Here is a 25,964-nt window from a genome sequence, read left to right on the forward strand (position 1 = left end):
GTTTGGACCGGGCGGGAGTTCTAGTGCCGCTGCTGGATGGCGGGGTGCGATCCGGCGGCGACGAGGTCGGCGACCGAGGCGCGAGGATCGCGGCCGGTCACCAGGGTTTCACCGACGAGGACGACATCGGCCCCGGCGCGCGCGAACTCGATTACATCATGCGGACCGCGGACCCCGGACTCGGCCACCCGGACGAGCTCGGTCGGGATCGTCGGCGCGACCCGGGCGAAGGTGTCCCGGTCGATCTCGAGGGTCTTCAGGTTCCGGTTGTTCACGCCGATGAGCTGGGCGCCGGCGTCCACCGCACGCCGGGTCTCCTCCTCGTCGTGCACCTCGACCAGCGGGCACAGGCCGATCGACTGGGCCCGCTCGATCAGCGAGACCAGCGCCTCCTGCTCGAGCGCGGCGACGATCAGCAGCACCATGTCGGCACCGGCCGCCCGCGCCTCCCAGAGCTGGTACGACGAGACGATGAAGTCCTTGCGCAGCACGGGCACGTCGACCCGGCCGCGGACCGCGCGCAGGTCGTCGAGGCTGCCGTTGAACCGGCGCTCTTCGGTGAGGACCGAAATCGCCGCGGCGCCGCCCAGCTCGTACTCCCCGGCCAGCGCGGCCGGGTCGGTGATCTCGGCCAGCTCGCCCTTGGACGGGCTGGAGCGCTTCACCTCTGCGATCACCGCGATCCCGTCGCCGCGGAACACCGGCATCGGGTCCTTGGCGTCGGGCTTGCGCTGGGCCTCGAGCTTCAGGTCGTCCAGGCCGACAAGCGCCTGGCGCTCCGCGAGGTCGGCCTTGACCCCGGCGAGAATGTCGTCAAGCACAGTCATGTCCGTCCGCCCCTCAGTGGTCGCCGTCGGTCGGGACCCCGAAGCCCAGCAGCTGCAGCACCTTGCCGGCCAGCGCCCCCAGCACCGCGATCGCGACGGAGATCCAGAACAGCACCCAGTTCGGTCCCAGCACCATGGCGATGGCGCCGACCGTGAACGCGACCAGCACGATCGCGACCGCCGTCCACGCCGCCGGGCTGTTGCCGTGCAGATCGTGCGGAGCTTCCTCGTCGATCCGACTGGGCCCTTGATCCGCCACCGTATTGTCCATAGTTGGCGCCACTCCTCTTCGTCGTCCTGTCCTATTGTGGCGGTAGCCCGCCGCGATCAGAGAGTCGGGTCCTCCCCGGCGTCGATCGCCTTCCACTGATCCGCCCCATGATCCGATCCCGCGGCGGCCGGATCACGCTCGTAACGCTGGGTCGCGCCGCGCCAGCGATGCGCCGTCAGCACGGTGAGCAGACCGGCCGCGACGAGCGCGATCCCGCCGCCCAGCGCGAACCACGGCGCCGGACCGCCGGTCTGGACGATCTGGTCGGTCAGTACGTCGCTGAGCACCGGCCGGATCCGGCTCAGCTCGGGGCCGTCGGGCCGCACCAGCAGCGCGACAGCGACCGCTACGGCGCCCAGCACGACGACAAGCGCACCGAGCAGCCGGCGCAACGCCGTACCGGCGAGTTTGGTAACCACGACTGCAACCACCGACGCGAGCGCCAGCGCGACCGGCGCCTTGGTGATGGAGTAGCCGTTGAAGACCTCGTCCACGCGGCCGTTGCCGGGGTTGACCGACACCCAGGTCAGGTATCCCGAGAGGCCGAGTAGCACGAGCGCCACCAGGGCGAGCAGGTCTACCAGCCGTTGCGGTTTCACACGTCTCCCAGGACGTCGCTGAACGTTCCTGCGACCGCGATCGCGTTGAGTACGGCGGCTGCCTTCGTCCGGCACTCGGCGTCCTCCGCGGCCGGATCCGAGTCCGCGACGATCCCGGCCCCGGCCTGCACGTACGCCGTACCGCCGCGCAGCACCGCGGTGCGGATCGCGATCGCGGTGTCGGCGTCGCCGGCGAAGTCCAGGTAGCCGACCACGCCGCCGTACACGCCGCGGCGGGTGATCTCGAGCTTGTCGATGATCTCCATGGCTCGCGGTTTCGGTGCCCCCGACAACGTGCCTGCGGGGAACGCGGCGGTGAGCGCGTCGAACGCGGTCAGACCGGCCCGCAGTTGCCCGGTGACCGTCGATTCCAGGTGCATCACGTGGCTGTAGCGGCGGACGTCCATGAAGTCGACGACCTCGACCGTGCCGGGCGCGCAGACCTTGCCGACGTCGTTGCGGCCCAGGTCCACGAGCATCAGGTGCTCGGCGCGTTCCTTCACGTCCGCGCGCAGCTCCTGCTCCAGCGCGTGGTCCTCCTCCGGCGTCACGCCGCGGCGGCGGGTGCCGGCGATCGGGTGCAGGATCACCTTGTTCTCGGTGACCTTGACCAGGGCCTCCGGGCTGGAGCCGACGATGTCGAAGCCGTCCAGGCGGACCAGGTACATGTACGGGCTGGGGTTGGAGCGCCGCAGCACCCGGTAGATGTCGAGCGCCGACGCGCTGCTCTGCAGCTCGAACCGCTGTGAGACGACGATCTGGAACGCCTCGCCCGCGCGGATCTCCTCCTTCGCGTCCTCGACCGCCTGGCGGTACTCGGCGCTGGAGCGCTGTCGGTGCGGGTCCGGCCGGGCCTGCCGATCCGCGTGCACGACGTACGACGGGGTGGGCCGAGCGAGATCGCGCTCCATCGCGTCCAGGCGGCGTACGGCGTCGGCGTAGGCCTCGTCGACGCGCTCGTCGGAGTCGTCCCAGTTGACCGCGTTCGCGATCAGCCAGATCTCGCCGGTCTCGTGGTCGAGGGCGGCCAGGTCGGTGGCGAACAGGAACGTCAGCTCAGGCAGGCCGAGGTCGTCGATGGTCGTGTCCGGCAGGCGTTCCAGACGGCGTACGGCGTCGTACCCGAGGAAGCCGACCATGCCTCCGGTCAGCGGCGGCAGGTCCGGCAGCCGCGGCGTGTGCAGGATCTCGAGCGTCTCGCGGAGCGCCTGCAGCGGGTCGCCGGTCTGCGGCAGGCCGACTGGCGGATTGCCGGTCCAGACGGCCTCGCCGTTGCGCTCGGTCAGCGTCGCGGCGGAGCGGACGCCGATGAACGAGTACCTGGACCAGACGCCGCCGTTCTCCGCGGACTCCAGGAGGAACGTGCCTTCCCGCTCGGCCGCGAGCTTGCCGTAGACACCGATCGGCGTCTCCGCGTCAGCCAGCAGCCGCCGCGTCACCGGGATGACCCGGCGGTCCTTCGCATACTCGCGAAACGTCTCGAGCGCTGGAGCGGTCACGGGGCCTCCCGGTCTGGACTGAGGAGTGGAGGGAGCGAAGCGACCGGAGCGACGAGGGAAGACCGGGAGTCACAGCCCCGGGACCACGCCGGTGCCGAAGGCCCGGCCAAAAGCAGGGTCACGCTGCCTTCACCTCGATCTCGCCGTGCTCGAAGCAGCTGCGGGTCCCGGTGTGACAGGCCGGGCCTTCCTGGTCGACCAGGACGAGCAGGGTGTCGGCGTCGCAGTCGACGAGGATCTGCTTGACGTGCTGACGGTGGCCGCTGGTCTCGCCCTTCACCCAGTACTGCTGCCGGCTGCGCGACCAGAACGTGCTCCGGCCGCTCTCCGCGGTACGGCGTACCGCCTCGGCGTTCATCCAGCCCACCATCAGGACCTCGCGCGTGTCGTACTGCTGCACCACTGCCGGGATCAGACCGGCCGCGTCGAAGGTCAACTCGTCGATAATCACCCACCCATTGTCCCCGATCCGGGGTTGCCTTCTGACCACGGTCCCGAACTTGCGAGGATGGCCCGATGAGTCGGATCGAGCAGTTGCTGGCGGCGCATCCGGTGATCGACGGGCACAACGACCTGCCGATCGCGTTCTACGAGCTGTGCGGGTACGACCTGGACGCGTACGACCTGGCCGGGTCCGTGCCTTCGTTGAACACCGACCTTCCGCGGCTGCGCGCGGGTCACGTCGGCGCGCAGTTCTGGTCCCTCTGGGTGCCGCAGGACGAGCACGCGGTACGGCGTACGTTCGAGCAGGTCGACTTCGTCCGGCGACTCGTGGAGCGGTTCCCGTCGGATCTCCAACTGGCGGATACAGCCGACGACGTGGACGCGGCGATCAAGGCCGGCCGGGTCGCGTCGCTGATGGGGATGGAGGGCGGCCACTCGATCGGTGAGTCGCTCGGCGTCCTGCGGGTGATGCGGGCGCTCGGCGTGCGGTACATGACGCTGACCCACAACAACAACGTGTCCTGGGCGGACTCGGCCACCGACGAGCCGGTACTCGGCGGGCTGAACGAGCTCGGCGAGGACGTCGTCCGGGAGATGAACCGGATCGGCATGCTGGTCGACCTCTCGCACGTCTCCGCGGACACGATGCGGCACGCACTGCGGGTGACGAGCGCACCGGTGATCTTCAGCCACTCGTCGGCGCGCGCGGTCTGCGACGTACCGCGGAACGCGCCGGACGACGTCCTCGAGACGCTGGCCCGCAACGACGGCGTCTGCATGGTGACGTTCGTGCCGTACTTCGTCTCGCAGGCGTACGTCGACTGGCTCGACGGGATGCGCGCGCTGGCGAAGGAACACGGCCTCGAGGACAGCGAGCATCGCGAGAAGGTCGAGGCGATGTACGGCGTACCGCGACCGGCGATCACGCTCGCGGACGTGGTCGAGCATGTCGAACACGTCCGCGAGGTGGCAGGCGTCGACCACATCGGCCTCGGCGGTGACTACGACGGCTGCCCCGAATTCCCGGTCGAACTGCCGGACGTGGCGTCGTACCCGGTGCTGTTCAGTGCGCTGGCCGACCGCGGCTGGAGCGACGAGGAGCTCGGCAAACTTGCCGGCGGCAACATCCTGCGCGTGCTCCGGGCCGCGGACGACTTCGCTTAGGCGTCTCGGCAGCGGATCTCGCCTTAGGCGTCCCGGTACTGGGAGCGGATCTCGGCCTGGGGTTCGAGCCCGGCGGCCTGGTACGTCGCGACGGCGCCGACGTTCGTTGCCGGGGTGACCGTGTAGACGCTGGACGCGCCCATCTCCCGGAGTACGCGGGCGCAACCGAGGACCATCGCGGTGCCGTACCCGCGACCGCGGTGCATGCGGTGGACGCCCATCGGCTCGATGCACCCGGGGCGTCCCTCGCCGGCCGACCACACGGTGGCGGCGGCAACGGACTCGCCGATCTCGTTGCGGAGCAGGAGATCGCGCGCGTCGGCGTACGGCAGGCCGTCGGCCATCGCGAACCAGCGGTCGTTCGTGAACGTCGACCCGTCGAACGACGCCCGCTGTACGCCGGTCCGCTCGTGCGCCTCCTCCGGGCCGACCACATCGATCCGGACACCCGGATCCGGCACCGGATCGGTCAGGTCACGCCACACCGGGACCCACGGCACGTCCGCGTTCCACCCCTCCTTGAACAGCAGGTCCTGGACGAGCGCGCCCATCGGCGTCTCGACGTACACCTTGCCCTCGATCAGCACACCCTTCGCGGGCACCGACACGTCCGCGGCGATCCGCTGCGCCAACTCCTCGTCCCGCTGCAGATCCGGCGCGATCGACATCCGCAACCAGTCCGGCTCGTCCAGCATCCCGATCGCGACGACCTCACCACCCCGTCGCCAGATCCGCGTCGCCGCCGCCGTCCGCTCCTGTCCGAACCGCCAGAACCACCCAAGATCCCCCGGATGCAACTGCGAAGCCACCCCCTCCCGCTGCCACTCCCGCAGCACCCCCACAACCTCCGCCAGTTCCCCAGCCCCCGCCACACCCATCTCAATACCCATCCCCCGATCACACACCATCACCCCCACCCCCCGCACCCCACTTTGAGCTCGCACCAACCACTCGACCGCACTTTGGGCCCCCACCAACCAAAATCCACCGCGAGATTTGGTTGGTGGGTGCTCAAAGACGTTTTCCACAGGGCGGGGGTTGTGGGGATGCGGAGGTTGGGGCAGAGCGGGGAGGCTGGGGGGATGGATCGGCTTGGGTACGGCGTGGGCGAACGGCTGCTCGTGATGGCGCGGAGGCCTCGGCGGCGCGCGGCACTGATTGAGCTCGGGCTCGGCGACGCGGACCTTCGGCGGCTGGTACGGCGCGGCGCGCTGCAACACCACCACGGCCAGTACGTCGATGGACGACTCGACGAGCAACTCGCGACGATCGCTTGTGCACACGCGGCGTACCCGGGCTCGGTCGTGAGTCATTTCAGCGCGGCCCGGTTGGCAGGCATCCCGGTGTGGACCGACCGCGGTCGTCCGAGTGGCGCCCCGATCGACGCCGCGTGGCTGACCCGTCCGCCGGAAGCGCCGCGCAATCAGCGACGCGCGGACATCGTCGTACGGCGTGCCGGTCTGACGGCTGCTGATCTCACGGGTCATGGATGGTTGCCTGTCACCCGCATCGCCAGGACCGTGGTCGACCTGGCTCGGGAGCTGCCGCTGCGCGAGTCGATCGTCTCTGTCGACGGCGCACTGCGGGCGGGTACACCGTTGGCGGAGTTGCACGCGGTTGCCGAACGCCAGCAGCACTGGCCGGGGATCCGGCGGGCCGAGCACGCCATCGGCTTCGGTGATCCCTCGGCGGAGTCCGTCCTGGAGTCGATCGGCAGGGCGGTGTTCGCGGCGGCCGGTCTGCCCGCCCCACTGCTCCAGGTGCAGTTCTTCGACGGATACGGCTGGATGCCCGAGCGCGTCGACTTCTGGTGGCCATGGTTCCGAACTGTCGGGGAGGCCGACGGGCTCGCGAAGTACGAAGCGAACAGCCCGGCGGAGCGGCGGCTGCTGCTCCGCAAGAGCCATCGCCGTGACCAGCGCCTCAGCGACCGTGGCGTCGAACTGGTTCATTTCGGGTGGGAGGACGTGGTCGATCCGCGCTCGGATCTGATCGCGCGCCTCCGGGCCGCCTTCGTCCGCGGCGAGTCCCGCACCACGGAGCCACCCCGCTGGCGCGCCGTACCGCCGCCGCACGCCGACGCCGCGTGACCTTGAGCACGGGCCAACCATTTTCCGGGTGCGTTTGTGGTTGGTGCGGGCACAAGGAGGGTTTGGGGTTTTGGTGGTCGGGCACGGGGCGGGGGCTAGTGACAATCGACGGATGGAGTGGGCTGTGCTGACCCTGACTGAGAACGCGACGCTGGTGATCAAGAGCATCACCGGGGTCGAGGGTGCGCCGGACGGGGCCGGGGTGCGGATCTCGCAGGAGAACCCGGCGGATCCGGCGCTCGCGGTGACCACGACCGAGGCTCCGCACCCGGGTGACCAGGTCGTCGAGGAGGCGGGTGCCCGGGTCTTCCTCGAGCAGAACGCCGCGAACGCGCTCGACGACAAGATCCTGGACGCCGCGGTCGACGACAAGGGCGGTGTCGAGTTCCTGCTGGTACCTCAGCCGGGCGCACCGACCCCCTGACGAAAACGCGTCACGGCGTACCGAAGGACGCTCTCCCGTTCTTCGGTACGCCGTACCGCGCCAGCGGGCGCTCCCGAGCGCGTCAGGGGGCGCTGCGTTGGGCGATCCAGCTGTCGTGTAGGCGGGTGTAGACGCCGCCTGCGGTGACGAGCTCCGCGTGGGGGCCGCGTTCCACGATCTCCCCTTCGTCGAAGACCAGGACCTCGTCGGCTGCCTCGGCGGTCGAGAGGCGGTGTGCGATGGTGACCGACGTACGGCCGGACATCAAACGCTCCAGCGCCGCGTTCACCCGCACCTCGGTGCCGGGGTCGACTGCTGACGTCGCCTCGTCGAGCACGAGGAGGTCCGGGTCGGCGATGTTCGCGCGTACCAGGGCCACCAGCTGTCGCTCTCCCGCCGACAGCGACTCGCCGCGCTGACCGACCGGCGACTGCAGCCCGTCCGGCAACGACTCGAGCCACTCTGTGAGCCCGAGCGACTCGAACGCCGTGACCAGCTCCGCGTCCGTCACCTCGGGCCGCCCGAACCGCACGTTCTCCGCCAGCGACGCGTCGAACAGGTACCCGTCCTGCGGCACCATCACGACCCGCTCCCGCAGCGACTCGAACGAGATCTCGCGAGCGTCGACCCCGTCGAGCCGCACCGCCCCAGACGTCGGATCCATCAACCGCGTCAGCAGCTTCGCGAACGTCGTCTTGCCGGACCCGGTCTCGCCGACGACCGCGACCCGCCGATGCGGTTCGATCCGTACGTCGACATCGCGCAGTACCAATTCGCCTTCTGGATAAGCGAAATTCACGTCGTCGAACTCGACCGTGATCGGCCCGCGCGGCTGCTTCACGCCGTCCTCGCCCGGGTCCGCGACATCGGCCGGCGTCGCGATCACGCCCAGCACGCGCCGCCAGCCGGCGAATGCACTCTGCGCGTCGGTCAGCACCTGCGTGGCGATCTGCACCGGGTCGGAGAACAGGGCGACCAGGAACATGAACGCCAGCAGCTCACCGAGCGTCGCCTGCTTGTGGACGCCGAGCAGTACGCCGACCGACAGTACGCCGGCGTTCGCGAGACCGGCGGCCAGACCACCGATCGAGAACGTGAGGCCGGTGAGCCCCTGCGCCTTCGTCGCCGTCCGCCGGTAGTCCTCGATCGACGCGTCGATCCGGTCCTGCGTGCGCTGCTCGATCGCGTACGAGCGGACCACCTGCGCGCCGACGACCGGCTCCGCGATCGCGGACAGCATCTCGCCGACCTTCGCCCGGACCACGCCGTACGCCGCCGACATCGCGCGCTGCAGGTACTTCAGGCTGGCGAACAGCGGGATGAAGCACAGCAGCACGACCAGCGCGAGCTGCCACGAGTAGAAGAACATCACCACGGTCGCGAGCACCATCTGCCCGATGCTGACCAGGAAGATGAACCCGCCGAACTGCAGGAACTGCGACACCGTGTCCACGTCCGACGTGACCCGGCTGACCAGCGCCCCGCGCCGCTCGGTGCTCTGGGTCAGCACCGGCAGGTCGTGCACGTGCCGGAACGCCTTGATCCGCATCGTCGCCAGCCCGTGCTCCGAGTTGACCGCGAGCCGCACGGTCGTCAGGTACGACGCTCCCGCGGTGAGGATCACGCCCAGCGCGCAGATCAGGCACATCCAGGCGACGTACGACATGTTCGGACCGCCCGGACCGGACAGGCCCTTGTCGATCGTCTGCTGGACGGCGATCGGTACGACGATCCGCCCGCCCGTCATCGTCAACGCGAGGAGCCCGGTCAGCCACCACCCACGCGCGAGCTCGGGCGAGACTTTCAAACCGTCTTTGAGGGTCTGAAGACCGCCCGCGTTGTCACCGTGGTCCAACCGCGACGCGGTGCTCATGCTGACACCCCTTCAGCCTCTTCCAAACGACGCTCGGCGTCCTTCTCATAGGCGTCGACCAGATCCCGATAGGCCGCCGTCGAAGCCTGCAGCTCGGTGTGCGTTCCGTGCGCCTGGATCCGGCCCTCGTCGAGGAACAGCACCTCGTCGGCGAGCGAGATCGTCGCCTTCCGGTACGCGATCACCAGCACGGTCGTCGCCGCCCCGGACTCGTCGACAACGGCGGCACGCAGCCCGGCGAGGATCCGCGCCTCGACCTGCGGGTCCACCGCGCTCGTCGCGTCGTCGAGGATCAGCAACCGCGGCCGCCGTACCAGCGCACGCGCGAGCGCGATCCGCTGCCGCTGACCGCCGGAAAGCGTCGTACCGCGCTCGCCGACCTTCGTGTCGAGCCCGTCCGCCAACGCCTTCACGAACCCGTCGCCCTGCGCGATCCGCAGCGCGTCCCACACGTCGTCGTCGCTGTACTCCCCGCCGAGCGTGATGTTGCCGCGAATCGTGTCGTCGAACAGGAACGCGGTCTGTGCCACCAGCGCGACCGATCCGGCGAGCTCGTCGCGCGCCAGGTCCCGCAGGTCGATCCCGTCGATCTTCACCACACCCTGCTCCGGGTCGACCAACCGCGTCAGCAGCGTGGTCATCGTCGACTTCCCGACCCCCGTCGGCCCGACGACCGCGACGGTCCGGCCCGGCTCGATCGTGAAGTCCACACCGGCGAGTACGTCGCGCTCCGGCAGGTACCCGAACCGGACGCCGGCCACTTGCAACCGGGCCGCTGAAGTCGACGTCAACCGCGCCTCGCCGTACTCCGTCCCGCCTTCGGCCGTCAGCACCCGCTGCACGCGGTCCCACCCGACGACCGACCGCGGAAGCTCACCGAGCACCCAGCCGAGCGCCCGGATCGGGAAGCCGATCAGCGTGAACAGGAACGCCACCTGGACCACGTCACCCGCGTCCGCGCCGCCGGACCGCACCCGCCCGACACCGACCAGCAGCACCGCGAGCACGCCGAGCCGCGGCAGGCCGTCGATCACCGGGTCGAACATGCCACGGGCCTTGTTCACCGCGATGTTCGCGTCCCTGAGCGCGTACGTCGGCGCACGGAACCGTTCCGTCTCGGCGGCCTCCCGTCCGAGCGTCTTCACCACCAGCGCACCGTCGAACGACTCGTGCGCGACCTCGGACACGTCCGCGCGGAGCTGCTGCGCGCGGGTCGCGAGCGGCTGCAGGTAGCGCTGGAAGATCACGTTCGCGACGAACACCAGCGGGAACACCAGGCATCCCACCAGCGCCAGCCAGACGTCGGCCGCGAACATCGCAATGGTCGCGAACACCAGCATCGCGATCACGCCGATCGCCATCGGCAGCGGCGCGATCACGAACCAGGTCGACTCCACGTCGGCGTTGGCGTTCGACAGCAACATGCCGGTCGAGTGCTGGTGGTGCCACTCCAGCGGCAGCTTCAGGTACTGCCGGGTGACCCGGCGGCGGTACGTCGCCTGCAGGCGGAACTGCATCACGCCGGCCCCGAGCCGCCGCCCGACGACACCGATCGCGTTCAGGATCGCGATCCCCATGAACAGCGAGATCAGGGCCGCGATCGTGCCGCCGGTGGTGTCACCGCGCTCGAACGACGGGCGGATCAGGTGGTCGGTGGACCAGCCGAGCGCCCAGCCGCCGGCCACCGTCATCGCGCCGTACAGCATGGCGGCGAGCACGGACAGCGCGAAGACGCCCGGCTCCTCCCAGATCGCGACCCGCAACACCCCGAAACCTCTCCGGGTGACGCCGCCCTTGTCTGGGACCCGGGGGCCTGGGGGTCGGCCCCCAGATGACGCTGTCGGGACAGGCAAGACACACTCCAGGGCAGTCAGGTGCATACGCGGGACACAGACATGACAACGATTGACATTCTGCCATTCCCGTCCGACAACTACGATCGAGTTGTGACCGACTACAGCCGGATAGAACGACTCGCTCTGTGTGATCTGTTCGAGGAAGTCGGACCCGCCGCTCCGACGCTGTGTGACGGCTGGGACGCCTACGACCTCGCCGTCCACCTGTACGTCCGGGAGGCGGACCCGATGGCGGGCCCCGGGATCATGATCCCGGGGCTCGCGGACACCACCGAGAGACGGATGAGGCGGGTCAAGGAGCGCTACAGCTTCGCGGAGGTCGTCGGCAAGGTCCGCAACGGTCCGCCGCCGATCTCGATCTACGCCCTGCCGAAGCTCGGTCACCAGCTCAACACGACCGAGTACTTCGTCCACCACGAGGACGTCCGCCGCGCGCAGGCGTCGTACGACGTCCGAGACCTTCCAACAGAGCAGCAGGAGGGCCTCTGGAAGGCGGTCCGGCTGGCGTCGAAGTCGATGACCCGAAAGTCACCCAGCGGTCTGGTACTCAGACGGCCCGACGGTACGACGTCCGTCGCGAAGCGGCCGACCGCGCTCGGCTCGGTGACCGTGACAGGTGAGCCGGCCGAGCTGGTGCTGTTCTGCTTCGGGCGCCAGCAGGTGGCCGACGTGGAACTGGACGGGGACGCGGACGCTGTGGATCAGCTCCGCAACGCGTCATTCGGAGTGTGATTTCCGCCGGGCGCGCTGGATCAGGCTGCTCACCACGGTCGTGAGGACGACCAGCACGATCGCTGCCACCACGCCCTGCCACGGCTCGTCGAAGAGCAGGTAGCCGAGCAGTCCGATCGCCATGTAGACCGCCGCCCACAGCGACGACGCGAACAGGTCGACGAGCGCGAACCGCTCCCACCTGTACCCGGCCAGCCCCGCCGCGAGCAGCACCGGCACCCGGCCGCCCGGGATCAGCCGGGACGTGAGCAGCACGCCGATCTCGTGCTCGGCCAATCGGTCCCGGAGCGCGTCCAGCGACGCGTTGTCGCGCAGCCAACCGATCCGCTTCGCCAGCCGTTCGCCACCGAACCGGCACCCGGCGTACACGATCAGGTCCCCAATGTACGCCCCAGCCGCGCCCGCGATCAGTACGCCGACCAGCCCGATCGGGTTGCTGTGCGACGCCAGTACGGCGCCCGCCGACACCGCGGCACCGGTCGGCAGCACGGGCAGCACCGCGCCGATCAGGACCGCCCCGGCCAACGCGAACAGATACCAGAGATCGAACGTGGTGTCACCAGTCACGTCGGCACCTCGATCGACTCACCCGGCACCAGGACCTCCACCTTCACCGCGGGATCCACCTCGGTCATCGCGGCCTTGAACCTGTCCCCCGGTGGCAGGAACAGCTCCGGTTTGATCCAGTCGAGACCGATCGGCCAGAACGTCCCGAAATGTACCGGGATCGCCGTCGACGCACCGACCCGCCGTACCGCCTCGGCAGCACGCAGAGGGTCCAGATGCCCCGGCCCGAGCGACGGCCCCCACCCGCCCACGGGCACCAGCGCGAGGTCGACCGCACCAGTCTCCGCCGCGAGGTCGTCGTACAGATCGGTGTCGCCCGCGAACCAGACACTCAGGGAGCCGTCGACCCGGTACCCGAGCGGCTGGGCGGCGTGCGACGACCACGGCAGCCGCCGCTCGTCGTGGTGGGCCGTGACGGCGGTGATCTCGAGCGACCCGATCCGCACTTGATTGCCGGGAGCAACCTCGATGCAGCGGTCCGAGTACGCCGGACCGCTGTCGGCGTGGATGAGCTTGGCCGCACCGCGCGGCACGATCAGCGCGGCGTCCGGCGCGATCAACGGCAGCGACGTGAGGTGCAGGTGGTCGGCGTGCAGGTGCGAGATCAGGACCGCGTCGCAGCGCCCCGCCTCGGCCGTCGGCGTCGGGCCGCGGCGGCGGCGCAGGTGGGCGATCCGCGACGTCAGAACCGGATCGGTCAGGAGCCGCGTGCCGTTCGCCTCGATCGTGGTGGTGGCGTGCCCCCACCAGGTCACTCGCACGCGTCAGGCCTCCACCTTCGACTCAACCGGAAGGTCCTTGCGCTGCCCCAGCTTCTCGAGCCAGTCGATCAGAACTTCGTGGACCGCGTCGGAGCCTACGGGAGGCTCGTTGAGCACCCAGCGACTCGGGTGCACCAGGACCGCCTCGGTCTGCCAACCGCCGATGCCGCCGTGGCATCCGACCAGCTCCTCGAACGCCGCCACCTCATGGGTGTACTCGTCCAGCCGGCTGACCACGACCAGGTCGCCGTTGTGCGGCATCTCGGCCTGGCGCAGCAACGACGGCGCCGCAAGTTCGCCGTACGGCGTGAGCGGGTCCTCACCTTCCACCCGGCCGGAACGCAGTACGCGGACCCCGGCCCGACCGATCGCGACCGGCCCCTCGGCGAGCGAGTCGACGACGACGAACCCGATCCCGGGATGGGTCGCGAGGCCCGGGATCAGCTTCGGGTGCAGCAGCTCGATCTCCTCCAGCGGCACCCGGCCGGGCGTCGTCGCGAGGTAGATCAGCGCCAGGTTGCCGGATGCGGTGACGACCATCTGCTCGTCCGCGGCGACCGGCGGCTCGCAGTCCTTCGGCCCCAGCTCAACCTCACCCCTCTTCACGTGCAGCGCCTTACGGGTGACGGATCCGGCGACAGTGCGGCGCATGCTCAACTCGGTGAGGAATGCGTTGACCGGACCCCAGCCCTCGGACTTGCCGACGGCCGCGACCGGCTCCTTGGTGGTGTCGACGAGGTCGTCCACCACCTCGACGAGCGTCCGGCCGTAGCGCTGCAGGAACGTCGATCCCTGACTCTGGCCGTGGTCGGACAGCACGACGATCTCGTACGAGTGCGGGAGGATCTCGATGATCCGCTGCAGCGCGCCGAGCACCCGGTCGAGACCTTCGAGCGTCTGCAGCGACTCGGCGCGGGTCGGGCCGGCGTGGTGCGCGACCTCGTCGTAGTCGACGAAATCGCAGTAGATGACCGGGGTGCCCTTGGCCAGCTCGTCGGTGATCAGCGAGACGTTCAGGTCGCGGAGCAGGACGTTGGTGATCGCGCGCAGGAAGATGTAGCCGCCGCCGCGCTTCACCCGCGGGACCAGGTGCCGGACACGCTGCCGGCGGGCCTGGTGCAGCTCCTTGACCATCTCGGCCACACACAGCACCAGACCGCGCGCGGCGCCCTGCGGACTGGAGAAGAACCGCACGTACCCGCGGCTGCGACTGTTCGGCAGGGCGGCCCGGCTGAACACCAGCTCGCACCGGTCCGCGTCACCGGACCAGTTGTTGCTGATGCTGACGCCGCCGTCCGCGAGCAGGCCGCGGCCGGTCGACATCCGGTCCTCGATCTCGGCGGCGTCGCGGGCGCGGTTGGTCACCATCACCCGCCCGGTCTCCTTCTCGTACCACCGGAAGGCCGGGATGTGCCGGGAGCCGCCGTGCAGGATCCCGGCCTGGCTGGCCGGGGTGGTGGCCGGTACGCCGGTGTGCCAGGCGAGCATCGAGTGGTTGCCGTCCCGGATCCAGCCGCCGAGGTTCGGCAGGTTGCCGGCCAGGACCATCCAGTTCAGCAGCGGCGCGGACAGCCCGTCGATCTGGATGATCAGCATCCCGGTCTTCGGCGCGGGCTGGATCCGCCGGGCCCGGCGGTGCACGACCCGCATCACCTCCGCGACGTACGCGTCGTCACTGCCCGCGTACGCGACCCAGCCGACGAAGGCGCTGACCGACGCCATCCAGATCGACACCAGCAGCGGCGCCTCGACCCCACCGTGCAGATCCACCCCGGGATCGACCGTGATGGCGAGGTAGACGACTCCGAACTGTGACAGCAACCCGCCGATCAGCACCCCGAGAGAGCCGATCAGCACCGCGACGCCGGCCAGCACCCAGCGCATCAGCACCGAGAACACCGCCAGCAGGACGACCAGCCGGAGGATCGGGAGGCGGCCGTCGCTGCTGATCTGGGGCAGCGTCCAGAACGTGATCACCAGCGAGATCAGCGAGGCGAGGCCGCCGTACAGCATCGCCTGCAGGCCGCGTCCGGTGCGGCGGCGCAGGTCCAGCCACGCCGGACGTCGCCGGTTCTCGGAAACCTGTTCTGGTGGTTTTGCCATCGCCTGCTTCTTGCTCCCCGTTCAGTTCTCGCCGTGCAGGTACGAGAGTACGGGGTCGCGCAGACAGACCTACTGCACCTCGAGGTAGTCGACCTCCGTGTACAGGTTGCCCTTCGTCAGCCGGATCGTGTTCCAGCCGGCGTCGAGCGTGACGGAGACCGAACTCTGCTGCCAGTTGTCCCAGCCGGTGACCGGATAGCTGACCGAGCCGGCGTTGTTGCCGTTGACAACGAGACCGTGACTCGCGGTGGACGCCGAACCGTTGGCGTACCCGACGTACAGCGTGTAGCTGCCCGCGACCGGCGCGAACACCGTGTTCTCCACCCACGAGTCGGCGTAGTCGATGTACGCGACCACCTTCCCGTCCGACGCGCCGGCCGCGTTGGACCGCACGACGCAGTGGTTCAGCGTGCCGCGCTCTGCCTCGTACCGGACCCGGCTTCCGCGCACCACCGGGTAGTCGTTGGCCCACCCGACGTCAGCGACGTACAGATGCCGTCCGCCGTTCACCCAGCCGTGGACGAACACCTTGTCCCCGACGAAGTCCGCACCGCCCGGCCCGCAGACGTGACTGTCGAACGTCGCCGTCGTCATCAACGGCCGGTACGCCGTGGTCCACGGCCCACTCAGACTCGTCGAGGTCGCGTACGACGTCAGGTAGTTGCAGTCGTTGTACCCGCCGCCGGAGAAGAACAGCACGTACTGGCTGCCGCGCTGGACGAGATCCGGCGCCTCGATCACGCCGCTCGACGTGAGCATCGCGGTGTTGCCGCCGACCAGGGTCCGGCCGTTGTCCGCCGTCCGGGTCAGCCAAAGGGTCGAGGGCTGGCTGATCGCATTGCCGTCGTTCTTCCAGACGAGGTACCGGGTGCCGTCGCTCGCGACGAACGTGTTCGCGTCGATCGCGCCGCCCAGATCGAGCGGGCAGATCAACGGCGCCGTACCGACCGGCTGGAACGGGCCGAGCGGGTTCGTGGCCGTGGCCACGCCGATGCACTGGCGGCCGGAGGCCTTGTGCCAGGCGGTGTAGGTCAGGGTGAAGGTGCCGTCGGAGTTCGGGTAGACGTCCGGCGCCCAGGTGCGGCCGGGCTGCGCCCACGCGCTGGACGGGCCGCCGGGCATCGCGTCACCGCGGACCGTCCACGGCCCGTTCGCGCTCGGGGCGGACGCGACCGGGAGTGTGCCGCGGCTGCCGTTGGTCGCGTACGCGTACCAGGTGCCGTTCTGCTCGAAGACGTCCGGATCGGGGAAGTTCTCGCCGATGATCTCGCTCGGGAAGACCGCCGCCGTGGTCGCGGCGTGAACTGCGGGCGAGAGGAAGGCGGAGAGGCTGAAGACGGCCAGAGCGGCCGCCAGAAGTCGTCGCATGGTGGTACTCCTCAGGTGGGGCGGATACCTGTGAACCAAACTTTTCCATCGATTCACCCCCTCCTCCACCTCTTTCCTTTTCTTTCCTTCACCCCTCCCCCTCTTTGTTCACCCCTCCCCCTCTTTTCCTTCTTTCCTTCCTTCAATCCCTGGACCGCGGGGATTGCGGGGTGTTGACTCCCGCTTGTTGGATTCCGCCTGGGTTGAGGGAGAGTCTCGTGAGTCGTTTACCGAGAGGGATGATCGCCGCGGTTGCCGCGGTCGCGGCCGCTGTGGGTGGGGTCGTGACACAGTCCGTGGCCGCGCCCACCGCCGTACAAACGACGGCTTTACAGCAGCGGCTGGACGGTCTGCTGAACGACAGCCGGTACGACGGTTCGCAGGTCGCGCTCGTGGTGCGCGACGCGACCACCGGCGAGACGCTGTACGACCGCAACGGCGCCCAGCGGATGCTGCCCGCGTCGAACACCAAGCTGTTCAGCTCGACCGCCGCGATGCACGTCCTCGGTCCGTCGTACCGCTTCCACACCGACGTACTCGCCGGCGCTCCCGTCCGTGATGGACAGCTGCTCGGCAACCTCTACCTCAAGGGGTACGGCGACCCGACCGCACTCGAGTCGGACTACGCCGCGTTGGCGAAGCAGCTGAAGACAGCCGGCGTACGACGCGTGCACGGCGACCTGATCGCGGACGACACGTACTTCGACCACGTCCGCCTCGGCGACAGCTGGGCCTGGGACGACGAGCCGTTCTACTACAACGCGCAGATCTCCGCGCTCACGCTCGCCCCGAACACGGACTACGACTCCGGTACGGCGATCGTCGAGAGCCGCCCCGGTGCGACCGCCGACGCGCCGGTCCAGCTCGACCTGGTGCCGGCGAACGGTGTCATCACGCTGATCAACACGGCGACGACCGGCGCGGCGGGCTCGTCGAACACGCTGAACATCGAGCGTGACCACGGCACCAATATCGTCCGGGTGACCGGCTCGGTACCACTGGGTGCTTCGACAGGTCAGGAATGGGTGACCGTCTGGGAGCCCGAGCTGTACGCCGCCGACGTGTTCCGGCGCGCGTTGACGGCGCAGGGCATCTCGGTCAGCGGCCGGATCAAGAACGCGGCCACCCCGGTGACCGCGACGCGCCTGGCACGGGACGAGTCGATGACCGTCGGCGAGCTGATGACGCCGTTCCTCAAGCTCTCGAACAACATGCACGCCGAGACGCTGGTCAAGGCGATGGGCGCGGTCGTCGACGCGGACGGCAGCTGGTCGGCCGGGCTGGGCGTGGTGACCGACTACGCGAAGAGCATCGGCGTCGACACCAGCCGGATCCGGCTCTCCGACGGCTCGGGCCTGTCCCGCAAGGTGAACGTGACCGCCGACTCGATCACCGACGTCCTGATCGGCGCGCAGCAAGAGACGTGGTGGAAGCAGTGGTACGACGCCCTGCCGATCGCGGGCAACCCGGAACGGTTCGTCGGCGGCACGCTGCGCAGCCGGATGCGGAACACACCGGCCGCCAACAACCTGCACGGCAAGACCGGCTCGCTCACCGGCGTCACCTCGCTGTCCGGCTACGTGACGAACAAGGACGGCCGCAAGCTGGTGTTCTCGATGATCAGCAACAACTATCTGGCCAGCCCGCGTTCGATCGAGGACGCGGTCGGCGTCACGCTCGCCTCCTGGTCCGACACGGCACCGCCCGCGGCCGTGTCAGCTCTGCGGACCGCACAGACCACCTGTGAGCTGGAGTGGGACAAGGCCTGTTAATGGCTTGGACAGTACGGCGGTCGTTCACCACCATGTGGGAATGACCGTCGTACTGCCAGACACGTACACCGTCCGTCCGCCGAAGCTGGAGGACGCGCAGGCGGTCCTCGAACTGGTGTCCGACCACAACACCTCGGTGGTCGGTTTCGCCGACTACACCCTGGACGACGCGCAGGACGAGCTCTCCGAGCCCGGCTTCGACCCTGCGACGGACGGCTGGCTGGTGTTCGACGACGGCCGATTGGTCGGGTACGGCTCGATCTTCGGCAAGGGCGATCATCGCCAGCTCGACCTCGATGTCGTCACCACCGACCCGGTCGTCGAGCGCTACCTACTCGACCAACTCGAGCGCCGCGCGGTTGCCATCGGCACGGAGTACGGGCATGCGGCGGTGCAGGTCGACATCGTCAACTACCAGGCCGACGCGGCGCGCCAGGAACGGCTGGCCGGCTACGGGTTCGAGCGCGGCACGATCTTCCACCGGATGCGGATCGACCATCACCAGCCGGTATCAGTGCCCGCGGTTCCGGCCGGGGTCACGGTACGGCGGGGCGCGCCGGACGAGGCGAGCCGCCGGGCGGCGCACGACGTACTGAATGCCAGCTTCGCGGGGCAGTTCGGGTTCTCGCCGCGAACGTTCGAGGAGTGGCAGGACGCGCAGGAGAACTTCTCCGCCTTCGACTGGTCGCAGTTGACGTTGCTCGAGCTCGACGGCGACGCGGTCGCGATGCGGTCCTGCTCGAACCAGTTCGTCGAGGACGAGAACTGCGGCTACATCGGCCGGCTCGGCGTCCTCGAGAAGGCCCGCGGAAAGGGCCTCGCGAAGTTCCTGCTCCGCGACCAGTTCGCCCTCGACGCCGCCGCCGGCCGCACCGGCACGATCCTGCACGTCGACACCAACAACCCAACCCCCGCACTCGGCGTCTACCTCTCGGTCGGCATGCAAGCGGTGCTGGTCATGGAGGTCTGGCGACGCGAAGTGATTGTCGCCTGAGTCTGCCGGCCGGCTACACGAACCCTTCGTAGCGACAGGAGGTAGTTGTCCCCGGCGTCTACTCCACGGGCTCATCTCCGCCTGATCGCCCCATCCAGAGCCCGCCCCAAGCGACTACTTCCTGTCGTTAGCGGTTCCTCCTTGCTCTCGGGAGATCTGAGAGATTACTCTCGAAACATGTCTCTCAGGAATCCGTACGGCGATTTCGAGATCACCGACCCGCAGGCCATGCGGGCGCTGGCTCACCCGGTGCGGCTGGCTGCGCTCAGCTACCTGCAGAAGAACGGGCCGGCGACGGCGACGCAGTTGTCCGAGCACGTCGGGGCCTCCCCCTCGGTGACCAGTTGGCATCTGCGGCACCTGGCCGAGTTCGGGCTGGTGATCGACGTACCGCCGCCGAGCGGAACCGACCGGCGGCAGCGCTGGTGGAACTCGGCCGCCCGCGGATTCCGGTACGAGATGCCCGACACCCCGGAGGGCGCCGAGGCCGGCCGGCTGCTGCGGACCGAGATGCTGAACCAGGTCCTCGAGGCCGCCCAGCAGTGGCTGGTCGAGACCGAACCGAACCTCGAACCCGAGTGGAGCCGGCTGGCCGGGTCGGCGAACACCCTGCTGGCCCTCACCCCCGCCGAGGCCGAAGCGCTCGAGTCCGCGATCGAGCAGCTGATGGCGCCGTACATCCAGCGCCGCGACGCCGGCGAGACCCCGGACGACGCCCGCCCGGTCCGCTACCTGCGCATCTCCTTGCCCGAAGCAACTACGTGAGGCTTTCCCTTGGGGGGAACGATTGTGAGCACCCTGTCCACCACCAGCTTGTGGCGTGATCGCCGGTTCCGGACCTTCTGGTCCGCGCAAGGCGTCTCCGAGTTCGGCGATCGGATCACCGAGCTCGCCCTGCCGCTGATCGCGGTCACGATGCTCGACGCCTCCCCCAGTCAGGTCGGGTTCCTGACCGCCGCGGTCTGGCTGCCGAACCTCGCCTCGCTGTTCATCGGCACCTGGGTCGACCACCGCCGCGACAAACGCCCGCTGATGATCGCCGCCGACCTGACCCGGACGGTCCTGCTGCTCTCACTTCCGGTCGCCTATTGGCTCGACGTACTGACTCTTGGCCAGCTCTACGCGATCGCCATCCTCGCCGGTACGGCGCATGTCGTCTTCACCACCGCCTACGTGTCGTTCTTCGTCCGGCTGGTCGAGCGCGACCAGTACCTGGAGGCGAACAGCAAGCTGTCCGCGACCAGATCGATCTCGTTCATGGGCGGCCCGGCGGTCGGCGGCCTGCTGATGCAATGGCTGACGGCGCCGGTCGCGATCGTCGTGGACGCGTTGACGTTCGTGTTCTCGGCGGCGCAACTGTGTCGGCTCAAGGTCGCGCCGGCACCGCCGGAGGAGTCGAGCGAGCCGCTGCTTCGCCGGGCCCGCGCCGGGATGCGCTACGTGTTCAAGCACCCGTACATCCGGCGCAGCCTGGGCTGCGCGACGACGGTGAACTTCTTCAACCTGATGAGCACCGCGCTGCTCGTGCTGTTCGCGAGCCGCAACCTCGGCCTGTCGGCAGGCGTGATCGGGGTCGCGTTCGGCGTCGGCGCGTCCGGCGGTCTGCTCGGCGCGGTCGCCGCCGCCCCGCTCAGCCGCCGGTTCGGTGCCGGTCCGGTGATCGCCTTCGGGGCGGTCGTCTTCCCGGGTTCGATCGCGATCGCCGCGCTCGCGGACGGGCCGACCTGGCTCAAGGCGGTCGCGCTCGCGGGCGCCGAGTTCATCGGGGCGTTCGCCGTGATGTGCTTCGACGTACCGCTGAACTCGTTGCAGGCGGCGGTCACCCACGACCACATGCGGAGCCGGGTCGCGGGGGCGTTCAGCAGCATCAACTACGGCATCAGGCCGCTCGGCGCGGTCGTCGGAGGGTTCCTCGGCACCTGGATCGGTGTCCGCGAAACCCTCCTCGTCTCCGCCGCCGGCGGCCTGCTCAGCGTGCTGTGGCTGGTCGGCTCACCGATCATCCGCACCCGCGAACTGACCGGCCTGGAGCCACCCGAGCTCTAGTCGTGGACGGCGCGGTCCGCCAGGTCCTCGACGTCGTCGACCTTCGTGACGGTCGTGCGGAGGGGGACCTCCTTGATGAAGACAACCGCGAGCAGGCTGACGACCGCACAGGCAGCGGCGATCAGGAAGATCCGGCCGGTCGCGTCGCCGTACGCGTGCCGGACCAGTTCGGCCAGTTGCGGCGGCAGGTGGTTGACGTCCAGCAGGCTCGTACCGCCGCCTTCCTGCAGCTTGCGCGCCGCCTCGGCCCCGTTCGGGCCGGCGAGGACACCGGCGACGATCAGGTCCTTGACGCGGGCCGCGAGTACCGCACCCAGCACCGAGACGCCGACCGCACCACCCAGGCTGCGGAAGAACGCGACGGTCGCAGACGATGCCCCGATCTGGGTGACGTCGACAGTGTTCTGTACGGCGAGCACCAGGTTCTGCATCGTCATCCCCATGCCGAGGCCCATCGCGAGCATGCCGAGCCCGACGAACCAGTACGGCGTGCTGTGGTCGATCGCGCCGAGGATGAGCAGACCGCCGAGCAGCAGTACGCCGCCCGACACCAGGTACCGCTTCCACTTGCCGTAGCGGGTGATCAGCTGACCGGAGCCCGCCGATCCGACGAACGAACCGAGCATCATCGGGATCGTCAACAGGCCGGCCTCGGTCGGGCTGTAGCCGCGGGCGATCTGGAAGTACTGACCGAGGAACAGCGCGCTGCCGAACATCGCGACACCTACCGCGAGGCTGGCGATGATCGCCAGCGCCGTGGTCCGCTCCCGGACGACCTTCAGCGGGACCAGCGGCTCGGCCACCCGACTCTCGACCATTACGGCGAGGAAACCGAACAGCAGGGTGCCGCCGACGAACAGCGCGGACTGCCACGACATCCAGGCGAAGTCCGAGCCGGCGAACGTGACCCAGAGCAGCGGGAGGCTGGCCGTGATGCTGATCAGCACCGCGCCGACATAGTCGATCCGGACCTCACGCTTCAGCACCGGCAGGTGCAGGTACTTCTGCAGGATCACCAGGCTGACCACGGCCAGCGGGACACAGACGTAGAAGCACCAGCGCCAGCCGAGCCACGAGGTGTCGACGATGACGCCGCCGATGAGCGGGCCGCTGACGGTGGCGACCGCCATCACGGCGCCCATGTAACCGGAGTACCTGCCCCGCGACCGGGGTGGGATCGCGGCGCCGATGATGGCCTGGGCGAGCGCCATCAGACCGCCCATCGCGAGCCCCTGCAGCACCCGGGCGCCGATCAGGAACGGCACGTTGTGGGACAGGCCGGCCAGCGCGGACCCGACCACGAAGATCGAGATCGCGAGCTGGACCAGCAGTTTCTTGCTCATCAGGTCCGAGAGCTTGCCCCAGATCGGGGTGGACACCGTGGTGGCCAGCAGGCTCGCGGTGAGGACCCAGGTGTACTGCGTCTGGGAACCCTCGAGGTCGGCGATGATCGTCGGCAGCGCATTGCTGACGATCGTCGAACTCAGCATCGCCGTGAACAGCGCGGCGAGCAGGCCGATCAGGATCTCGAGGATCTCGCGGTGGGTGAGTTCCGGCGCGCTGGGCAGTTGGCGCCGGGTCTCGGTGACAGTCATCAGTCTCCAGTCTTGGGGGTACGCCTCACGACCTTGTTGGCCTCGACGATCGCGACCGCGACCCGCTGCATGGTGGCTGCGGCCGCGGTCATCGCGTCGTCGTCGAGGTCCGCCAAGGCGGTTCTCAGTTGCCGGGTGTAGGACGAATAGAGCGCCTCGAGCTGGGCCTTGCCCTGGGACGAGAGGCTGACCAGCCCCACGCGGGCATCGGCCGGGTCAGGCCGACGGCTCACCAGTCCGTCGGCCTCCAGCGCGGTCAGCTGCCGGCTCACCACCGACGCGTCGACGCCGAGCTTGGCCGCGATCTCGCCGCCGCGCTGCTCGCCGTCCTTCATCAGCACCTTGAGCACACTCGCGTCCGAACGGCGCAGTCCGCCGTCGCCGGACAGGTGCCGGTGCTCGATACACCGCACGGCGCGCACCAGCGAGCTGACTCCTTCGAGCAGCTCCTGCGCGGCCGCATCCCGCTCTACCCCCGGGACAAGGGGTTGCTGAGCTAGTTGCATAACCCAACTATATACCTGGATAGTTGGTTTCCGCAACCATATGCGCAGCCTGTGGACGACTGGTTACAGATGGTGAGACTGGTCAGGCACGAGCGACCCTGAGCCTCCAGCGCACGCAGCGGACGTCCACCGAGAAAGCGCGGGCTTGAACACCAAATAACCTGTCCACCCCCACCGCAACACCGCCACCCGCACCACGTCGACCCAACAGCTCGACCTGCGCAACTACACCTGATCTCGCCGGAGCGGGGTGCTCCTCGCACATAGGTCCCCAACGCCCACGAAAGCGGGGCGTTGAACAGCACATAACCTGTCCAACCCCACCGCAACGCCGGCTCCCGCACGCAACAGCTCACCCCGCACCCCGGCGAAGCCGCCAACAGACAGCCGCGCCGAAGGCGTGACCTTTCACCGCAACTGCAGCTCATCTCGCCGGAGCGGATGTCGTCGCACAGCAGGTGCCCAACGCCCACGAAAGCGCGGCGTTGAACAGCAAATAACCTGTTCAACGCCACCGCAACGCCGGCGCCCGCACCCAACAGCGCACCCCGCGCCCGGCGAAGCCGGCAACAGACAGCCGCGCCGAAGGCGTGACCTTTCACCGCAACTGCAGCTCATCTCGCCGGAGCAGATAGTCGTCGCACAGCAGGTCACCAACGCCCACGAAAGCGGGGCGTTGAACAGCAAATAACCTGTTCAACGCCACCGCAACACCGGCTCCCGCACGCAACAGCTCACCCCGCGCCCGGCGAAGCCGCCAACAGGCAGCCGCGCCGAAGGCGTGACCTTTCACCGCAACTGCAGCTCATCTCGCCGGACCGGACAGTCGTCGCACAGTAGGTGCCCAACGCCCACGAAAGCGGGGCGTTGAACAGCACATAACCTGTTCAACGCCACCGCAACGCCGGCGCCCGCACCCAACAGCGCACCCCGCACCCCGGCGAAGCCGCCAACAGGCAGCCGCGCTGAAGGTGTGTCCTGCTGGCGTCAGCCGAGGTCGGTGTTCAGGCGGCCGAGTAGGCGGCCGAGGTCGGCTAGGTCGGTGGGGTTCCAGCGGTCGAGGATGGCGCGGAATTCTGTACGGCGTTGTGTGCGCATCGCCTCGTAGCGCTCGGCGCCGGTGGTGGTGAGGCGCAGGAGGCGGGCGCGGCCGTCGTCGGGGTCGCCTACGCGCTCGATCAGGCCGAGGTTCTCGAGTTGGGTGATGCCGCGGCTGACGGTGGACTTGTCGAGGCCGAGCACCTGGGCGACGTCCGACGCGCGGACACCGGCGCCGCCCCCGGTGCCCATCTCGATCTGGGAGATCAGGGCGTAGCCGGCCGCGTCCATCTCCGGGTGTACGCGACGGGCGAGCCGCAGCGAGGCCGACCGCGAGCGGCGGAACAGCGCCGACAGCTCCTGCTCGATCGCCGCAACCATCTGCTCCGACCGCTCAGCAGACGCGGCAATCTGCTCCGACCGCTCAGCAGACGTGGCCGGCTGCTCCGACCGCTCAGCAGACGCGGTCGGCTGCTCCGAGAGATCACCAGGCGAGACGGGCTGTTGCGAGAGCTCGCCAGGCGAGACGGGCTGTTGCGGGTGCTCGGCGGGCGTGGCTTGCTGGTGCGGATGTTCCGCGGGTGTGGCTTGCTGGTTTGGGTGCTCGACCTCGGTGGGTGGGGTCACCGGACCACGATCCCGGCGTCGCGAAGGGTCTTCTTCACGTCGGCGATGCGGAAGTCGCCGAAGTGGAACACGCTCGCGGCGAGTACGGCGTCCGCGCCCGCCTCGACCGCGGGCGGGAAATGTTCCGGCGCGCCCGCTCCGCCGCTGGCGATCAGCGGTACGTCGACCACCGCGCGGACCGCCTTGATCAGCTCGAGGTCGAACCCCTGCTTGGTCCCGTCGGCGTCCATCGAGTTCAGCAGGATCTCCCCCGCGCCCAGTTCACAGCCGCGCTGCGCCCACTCGATCGCGTCCAGTCCGGCCGACTTCCGGCCGCCGTGGGTGGTGACCTCGAAGCCGCTCGGCTGCTCCGCGGCCCGGCGTACGTCGAGGGACAGCACCAGCACCTGGTTACCGAACCGGTGCGCGATCTCGTGGATGACCTCCGGCCGCGCGATCGCGCCGGTGTTGATCCCGACCTTGTCCGCACCCGCCCGCAGCAGCCGGTCCACGTCGGCGACCTCGCGGACTCCGCCGCCGACCGTCAGCGGGATGAACACCTGCTCGGCCGTACGCCGGACAACGTCGTACGTCGTCTCGCGCGATCCCGACGACGCCGTGATGTCGAGGAACGTCAGCTCGTCGGCACCCTCCGCGTCGTACACCTGCGCCATCTCGACCGGGTCCCCGGCGTCCCGCAGATCCGCGAAGTTGACGCCCTTCACCACCCGCCCGGCATCAACGTCCAGACAGGGAATCACCCGCACAGCAAGACTCACGCGGCAAGCGTACCGACTCGGGCTCGAGAACCCGCCGCAGATGTCCGGCG

Annotated in this window: 24 protein-coding genes; 8 read left to right on the plus strand and 16 right to left on the minus strand. The window is 69.1% G+C overall.

Annotation, left to right across the window (positions count from 1 at the left end; genetic code table 11):
• Nucleotides 1-20: 20 nt before the first annotated feature.
• The 5 genes from trpC to hisI form a co-directional block, all read right to left on the minus strand.
• Nucleotides 21-827, minus strand: coding sequence for an indole-3-glycerol phosphate synthase TrpC (gene trpC, locus ACWF0M_RS22400; protein ID WP_452237616.1), 807 nt, complete (start codon nt 825-827; stop codon nt 21-23).
• Nucleotides 828-840: 13 nt separating this feature from the next.
• A complete protein-coding gene (locus tag ACWF0M_RS22405) occupies nt 841-1,098 on the minus strand; it encodes an HGxxPAAW family protein (RefSeq protein WP_452237617.1) in 258 nt (85 codons plus the stop codon).
• A 56-nt stretch (nt 1,099-1,154) separates the two neighbouring features.
• Nucleotides 1,155-1,697 (minus strand): Trp biosynthesis-associated membrane protein, encoded by a 543-nt coding sequence (locus ACWF0M_RS22410; protein ID WP_452237618.1) that lies wholly within the window; start codon nt 1,695-1,697, stop codon nt 1,155-1,157.
• Nucleotides 1,694-3,196 carry an anthranilate synthase component I gene (locus ACWF0M_RS22415; RefSeq protein ID WP_452237619.1) on the minus strand — a complete coding sequence of 501 codons (1,503 nt, stop codon included), beginning with the start codon at nt 3,194-3,196 and terminating at the stop codon, nt 1,694-1,696. The genes ACWF0M_RS22410 and ACWF0M_RS22415 overlap by 4 nt, the downstream gene beginning before the upstream one ends.
• A gap of 118 nt (nt 3,197-3,314) precedes the next feature.
• Nucleotides 3,315-3,647, minus strand: coding sequence for a phosphoribosyl-AMP cyclohydrolase (gene hisI, locus ACWF0M_RS22420; RefSeq protein ID WP_130379534.1), 333 nt, complete (start codon nt 3,645-3,647; stop codon nt 3,315-3,317).
• Between the two features lie 65 nt (nt 3,648-3,712).
• On the opposite strand from hisI, the gene ACWF0M_RS22425 reads away from it, so the two are divergent.
• Nucleotides 3,713-4,804, plus strand: a complete 1,092-nt coding sequence (locus ACWF0M_RS22425) for a dipeptidase (RefSeq protein WP_452237620.1) — start codon at nt 3,713-3,715, stop codon at nt 4,802-4,804.
• Nucleotides 4,805-4,827: 23 nt separating this feature from the next.
• Here ACWF0M_RS22425 and ACWF0M_RS22430 read toward each other — a convergent pair whose 3' ends face one another.
• A complete protein-coding gene (locus ACWF0M_RS22430) occupies nt 4,828-5,694 on the minus strand; it encodes a GNAT family N-acetyltransferase (protein ID WP_452237621.1) in 867 nt (288 codons plus the stop codon).
• Between the two features lie 192 nt (nt 5,695-5,886).
• Between ACWF0M_RS22430 and ACWF0M_RS22435 the strand changes: the two genes are divergently transcribed.
• Both ACWF0M_RS22435 and ACWF0M_RS22440 read left to right on the plus strand, forming a co-directional pair.
• Nucleotides 5,887-6,894, plus strand: coding sequence for a hypothetical protein (locus tag ACWF0M_RS22435; protein ID WP_452237622.1), 1,008 nt, complete (start codon nt 5,887-5,889; stop codon nt 6,892-6,894).
• A 124-nt stretch (nt 6,895-7,018) separates the two neighbouring features.
• Nucleotides 7,019-7,318, plus strand: coding sequence for a Fe-S cluster assembly protein HesB (locus ACWF0M_RS22440; RefSeq protein ID WP_452237623.1), 300 nt, complete (start codon nt 7,019-7,021; stop codon nt 7,316-7,318).
• A gap of 82 nt (nt 7,319-7,400) precedes the next feature.
• On the opposite strand, the gene ACWF0M_RS22445 is transcribed toward ACWF0M_RS22440, so the two are convergent.
• Entirely contained in the window at nt 7,401-9,191 is a 1,791-nt protein-coding gene (locus ACWF0M_RS22445) for an ABC transporter ATP-binding protein (RefSeq protein WP_452237624.1), read from the minus strand.
• Nucleotides 9,188-10,957, minus strand: coding sequence for an ABC transporter ATP-binding protein (locus tag ACWF0M_RS22450; protein ID WP_452237625.1), 1,770 nt, complete (start codon nt 10,955-10,957; stop codon nt 9,188-9,190). Before ACWF0M_RS22450 ends, ACWF0M_RS22445 begins: the two co-directional genes overlap by 4 nt.
• A gap of 180 nt (nt 10,958-11,137) precedes the next feature.
• Here ACWF0M_RS22450 and ACWF0M_RS22455 point away from each other — a divergent pair, with 180 nt between their 5' ends.
• Nucleotides 11,138-11,779, plus strand: coding sequence for a TIGR03085 family metal-binding protein (locus ACWF0M_RS22455; RefSeq protein ID WP_452237626.1), 642 nt, complete (start codon nt 11,138-11,140; stop codon nt 11,777-11,779).
• Here ACWF0M_RS22455 and ACWF0M_RS22460 read toward each other — a convergent pair.
• From ACWF0M_RS22460 to ACWF0M_RS22475, 4 genes are all read right to left on the minus strand, one after another.
• Complete coding sequence (locus ACWF0M_RS22460; protein ID WP_452237627.1) at nt 11,765-12,346, minus strand: DedA family protein; 582 nt, start codon at nt 12,344-12,346, stop codon at nt 11,765-11,767. The two genes, ACWF0M_RS22455 and ACWF0M_RS22460, sit on opposite strands and share 15 nt — an antisense overlap.
• Nucleotides 12,343-13,107 carry an MBL fold metallo-hydrolase gene (locus tag ACWF0M_RS22465; RefSeq protein ID WP_452237628.1) on the minus strand — a complete coding sequence of 255 codons (765 nt, stop codon included), beginning with the start codon at nt 13,105-13,107 and terminating at the stop codon, nt 12,343-12,345. Before ACWF0M_RS22465 ends, ACWF0M_RS22460 begins: the two co-directional genes overlap by 4 nt.
• A gap of 3 nt (nt 13,108-13,110) precedes the next feature.
• Nucleotides 13,111-15,210 carry an alkaline phosphatase family protein gene (locus ACWF0M_RS22470; RefSeq protein ID WP_452237629.1) on the minus strand — a complete coding sequence of 700 codons (2,100 nt, stop codon included), beginning with the start codon at nt 15,208-15,210 and terminating at the stop codon, nt 13,111-13,113.
• Between the two features lie 69 nt (nt 15,211-15,279).
• Nucleotides 15,280-16,578 (minus strand): family 43 glycosylhydrolase, encoded by a 1,299-nt coding sequence (locus ACWF0M_RS22475; RefSeq protein ID WP_452237630.1) that lies wholly within the window; start codon nt 16,576-16,578, stop codon nt 15,280-15,282.
• A 218-nt stretch (nt 16,579-16,796) separates the two neighbouring features.
• On the opposite strand from ACWF0M_RS22475, the gene dacB reads away from it, so the two are divergent.
• The 4 genes from dacB (at nt 16,797) to ACWF0M_RS22495 (ending at nt 21,390) form a co-directional block, all read left to right on the plus strand.
• Complete coding sequence (gene dacB / locus ACWF0M_RS22480; protein WP_452237631.1) at nt 16,797-18,350, plus strand: D-alanyl-D-alanine carboxypeptidase/D-alanyl-D-alanine endopeptidase; 1,554 nt, start codon at nt 16,797-16,799, stop codon at nt 18,348-18,350.
• A 40-nt stretch (nt 18,351-18,390) separates the two neighbouring features.
• Nucleotides 18,391-19,344 (plus strand): GNAT family N-acetyltransferase, encoded by a 954-nt coding sequence (locus ACWF0M_RS22485; RefSeq protein ID WP_452237632.1) that lies wholly within the window; start codon nt 18,391-18,393, stop codon nt 19,342-19,344.
• A gap of 177 nt (nt 19,345-19,521) precedes the next feature.
• A complete protein-coding gene (locus tag ACWF0M_RS22490) occupies nt 19,522-20,109 on the plus strand; it encodes an ArsR/SmtB family transcription factor (protein WP_452237633.1) in 588 nt (195 codons plus the stop codon).
• 24 nt (nt 20,110-20,133) lie between these two features.
• Nucleotides 20,134-21,390, plus strand: coding sequence for an MFS transporter (locus tag ACWF0M_RS22495; RefSeq protein WP_452237634.1), 1,257 nt, complete (start codon nt 20,134-20,136; stop codon nt 21,388-21,390).
• Here the strand turns inward: ACWF0M_RS22495 and ACWF0M_RS22500 are convergent.
• From ACWF0M_RS22500 to hisF, 4 genes are all read right to left on the minus strand, one after another.
• The gene (locus ACWF0M_RS22500; protein WP_452237635.1) at nt 21,387-22,985 is read right to left on the minus strand and encodes an MDR family MFS transporter; all 1,599 of its coding nucleotides are present in this window, start codon (nt 22,983-22,985) and stop codon (nt 21,387-21,389) included. The genes ACWF0M_RS22495 and ACWF0M_RS22500 overlap by 4 nt on opposite strands.
• Nucleotides 22,985-23,491 (minus strand): MarR family winged helix-turn-helix transcriptional regulator, encoded by a 507-nt coding sequence (locus tag ACWF0M_RS22505; RefSeq protein ID WP_452237636.1) that lies wholly within the window; start codon nt 23,489-23,491, stop codon nt 22,985-22,987. Before ACWF0M_RS22505 ends, ACWF0M_RS22500 begins: the two co-directional genes overlap by 1 nt.
• 987 nt (nt 23,492-24,478) lie before the next feature.
• Nucleotides 24,479-25,156: a MarR family transcriptional regulator gene (locus ACWF0M_RS22510; RefSeq protein ID WP_452237637.1), complete on the minus strand. Its 678-nt coding sequence runs from the start codon at nt 25,154-25,156 to the stop codon at nt 24,479-24,481.
• Nucleotides 25,153-25,914, minus strand: coding sequence for an imidazole glycerol phosphate synthase subunit HisF (hisF, locus tag ACWF0M_RS22515; RefSeq protein WP_452237638.1), 762 nt, complete (start codon nt 25,912-25,914; stop codon nt 25,153-25,155). Before hisF ends, ACWF0M_RS22510 begins: the two co-directional genes overlap by 4 nt.
• Nucleotides 25,915-25,964 lie beyond the last annotated feature (50 nt).

The organism is Kribbella sp. NPDC055110, assembly GCF_053607525.1.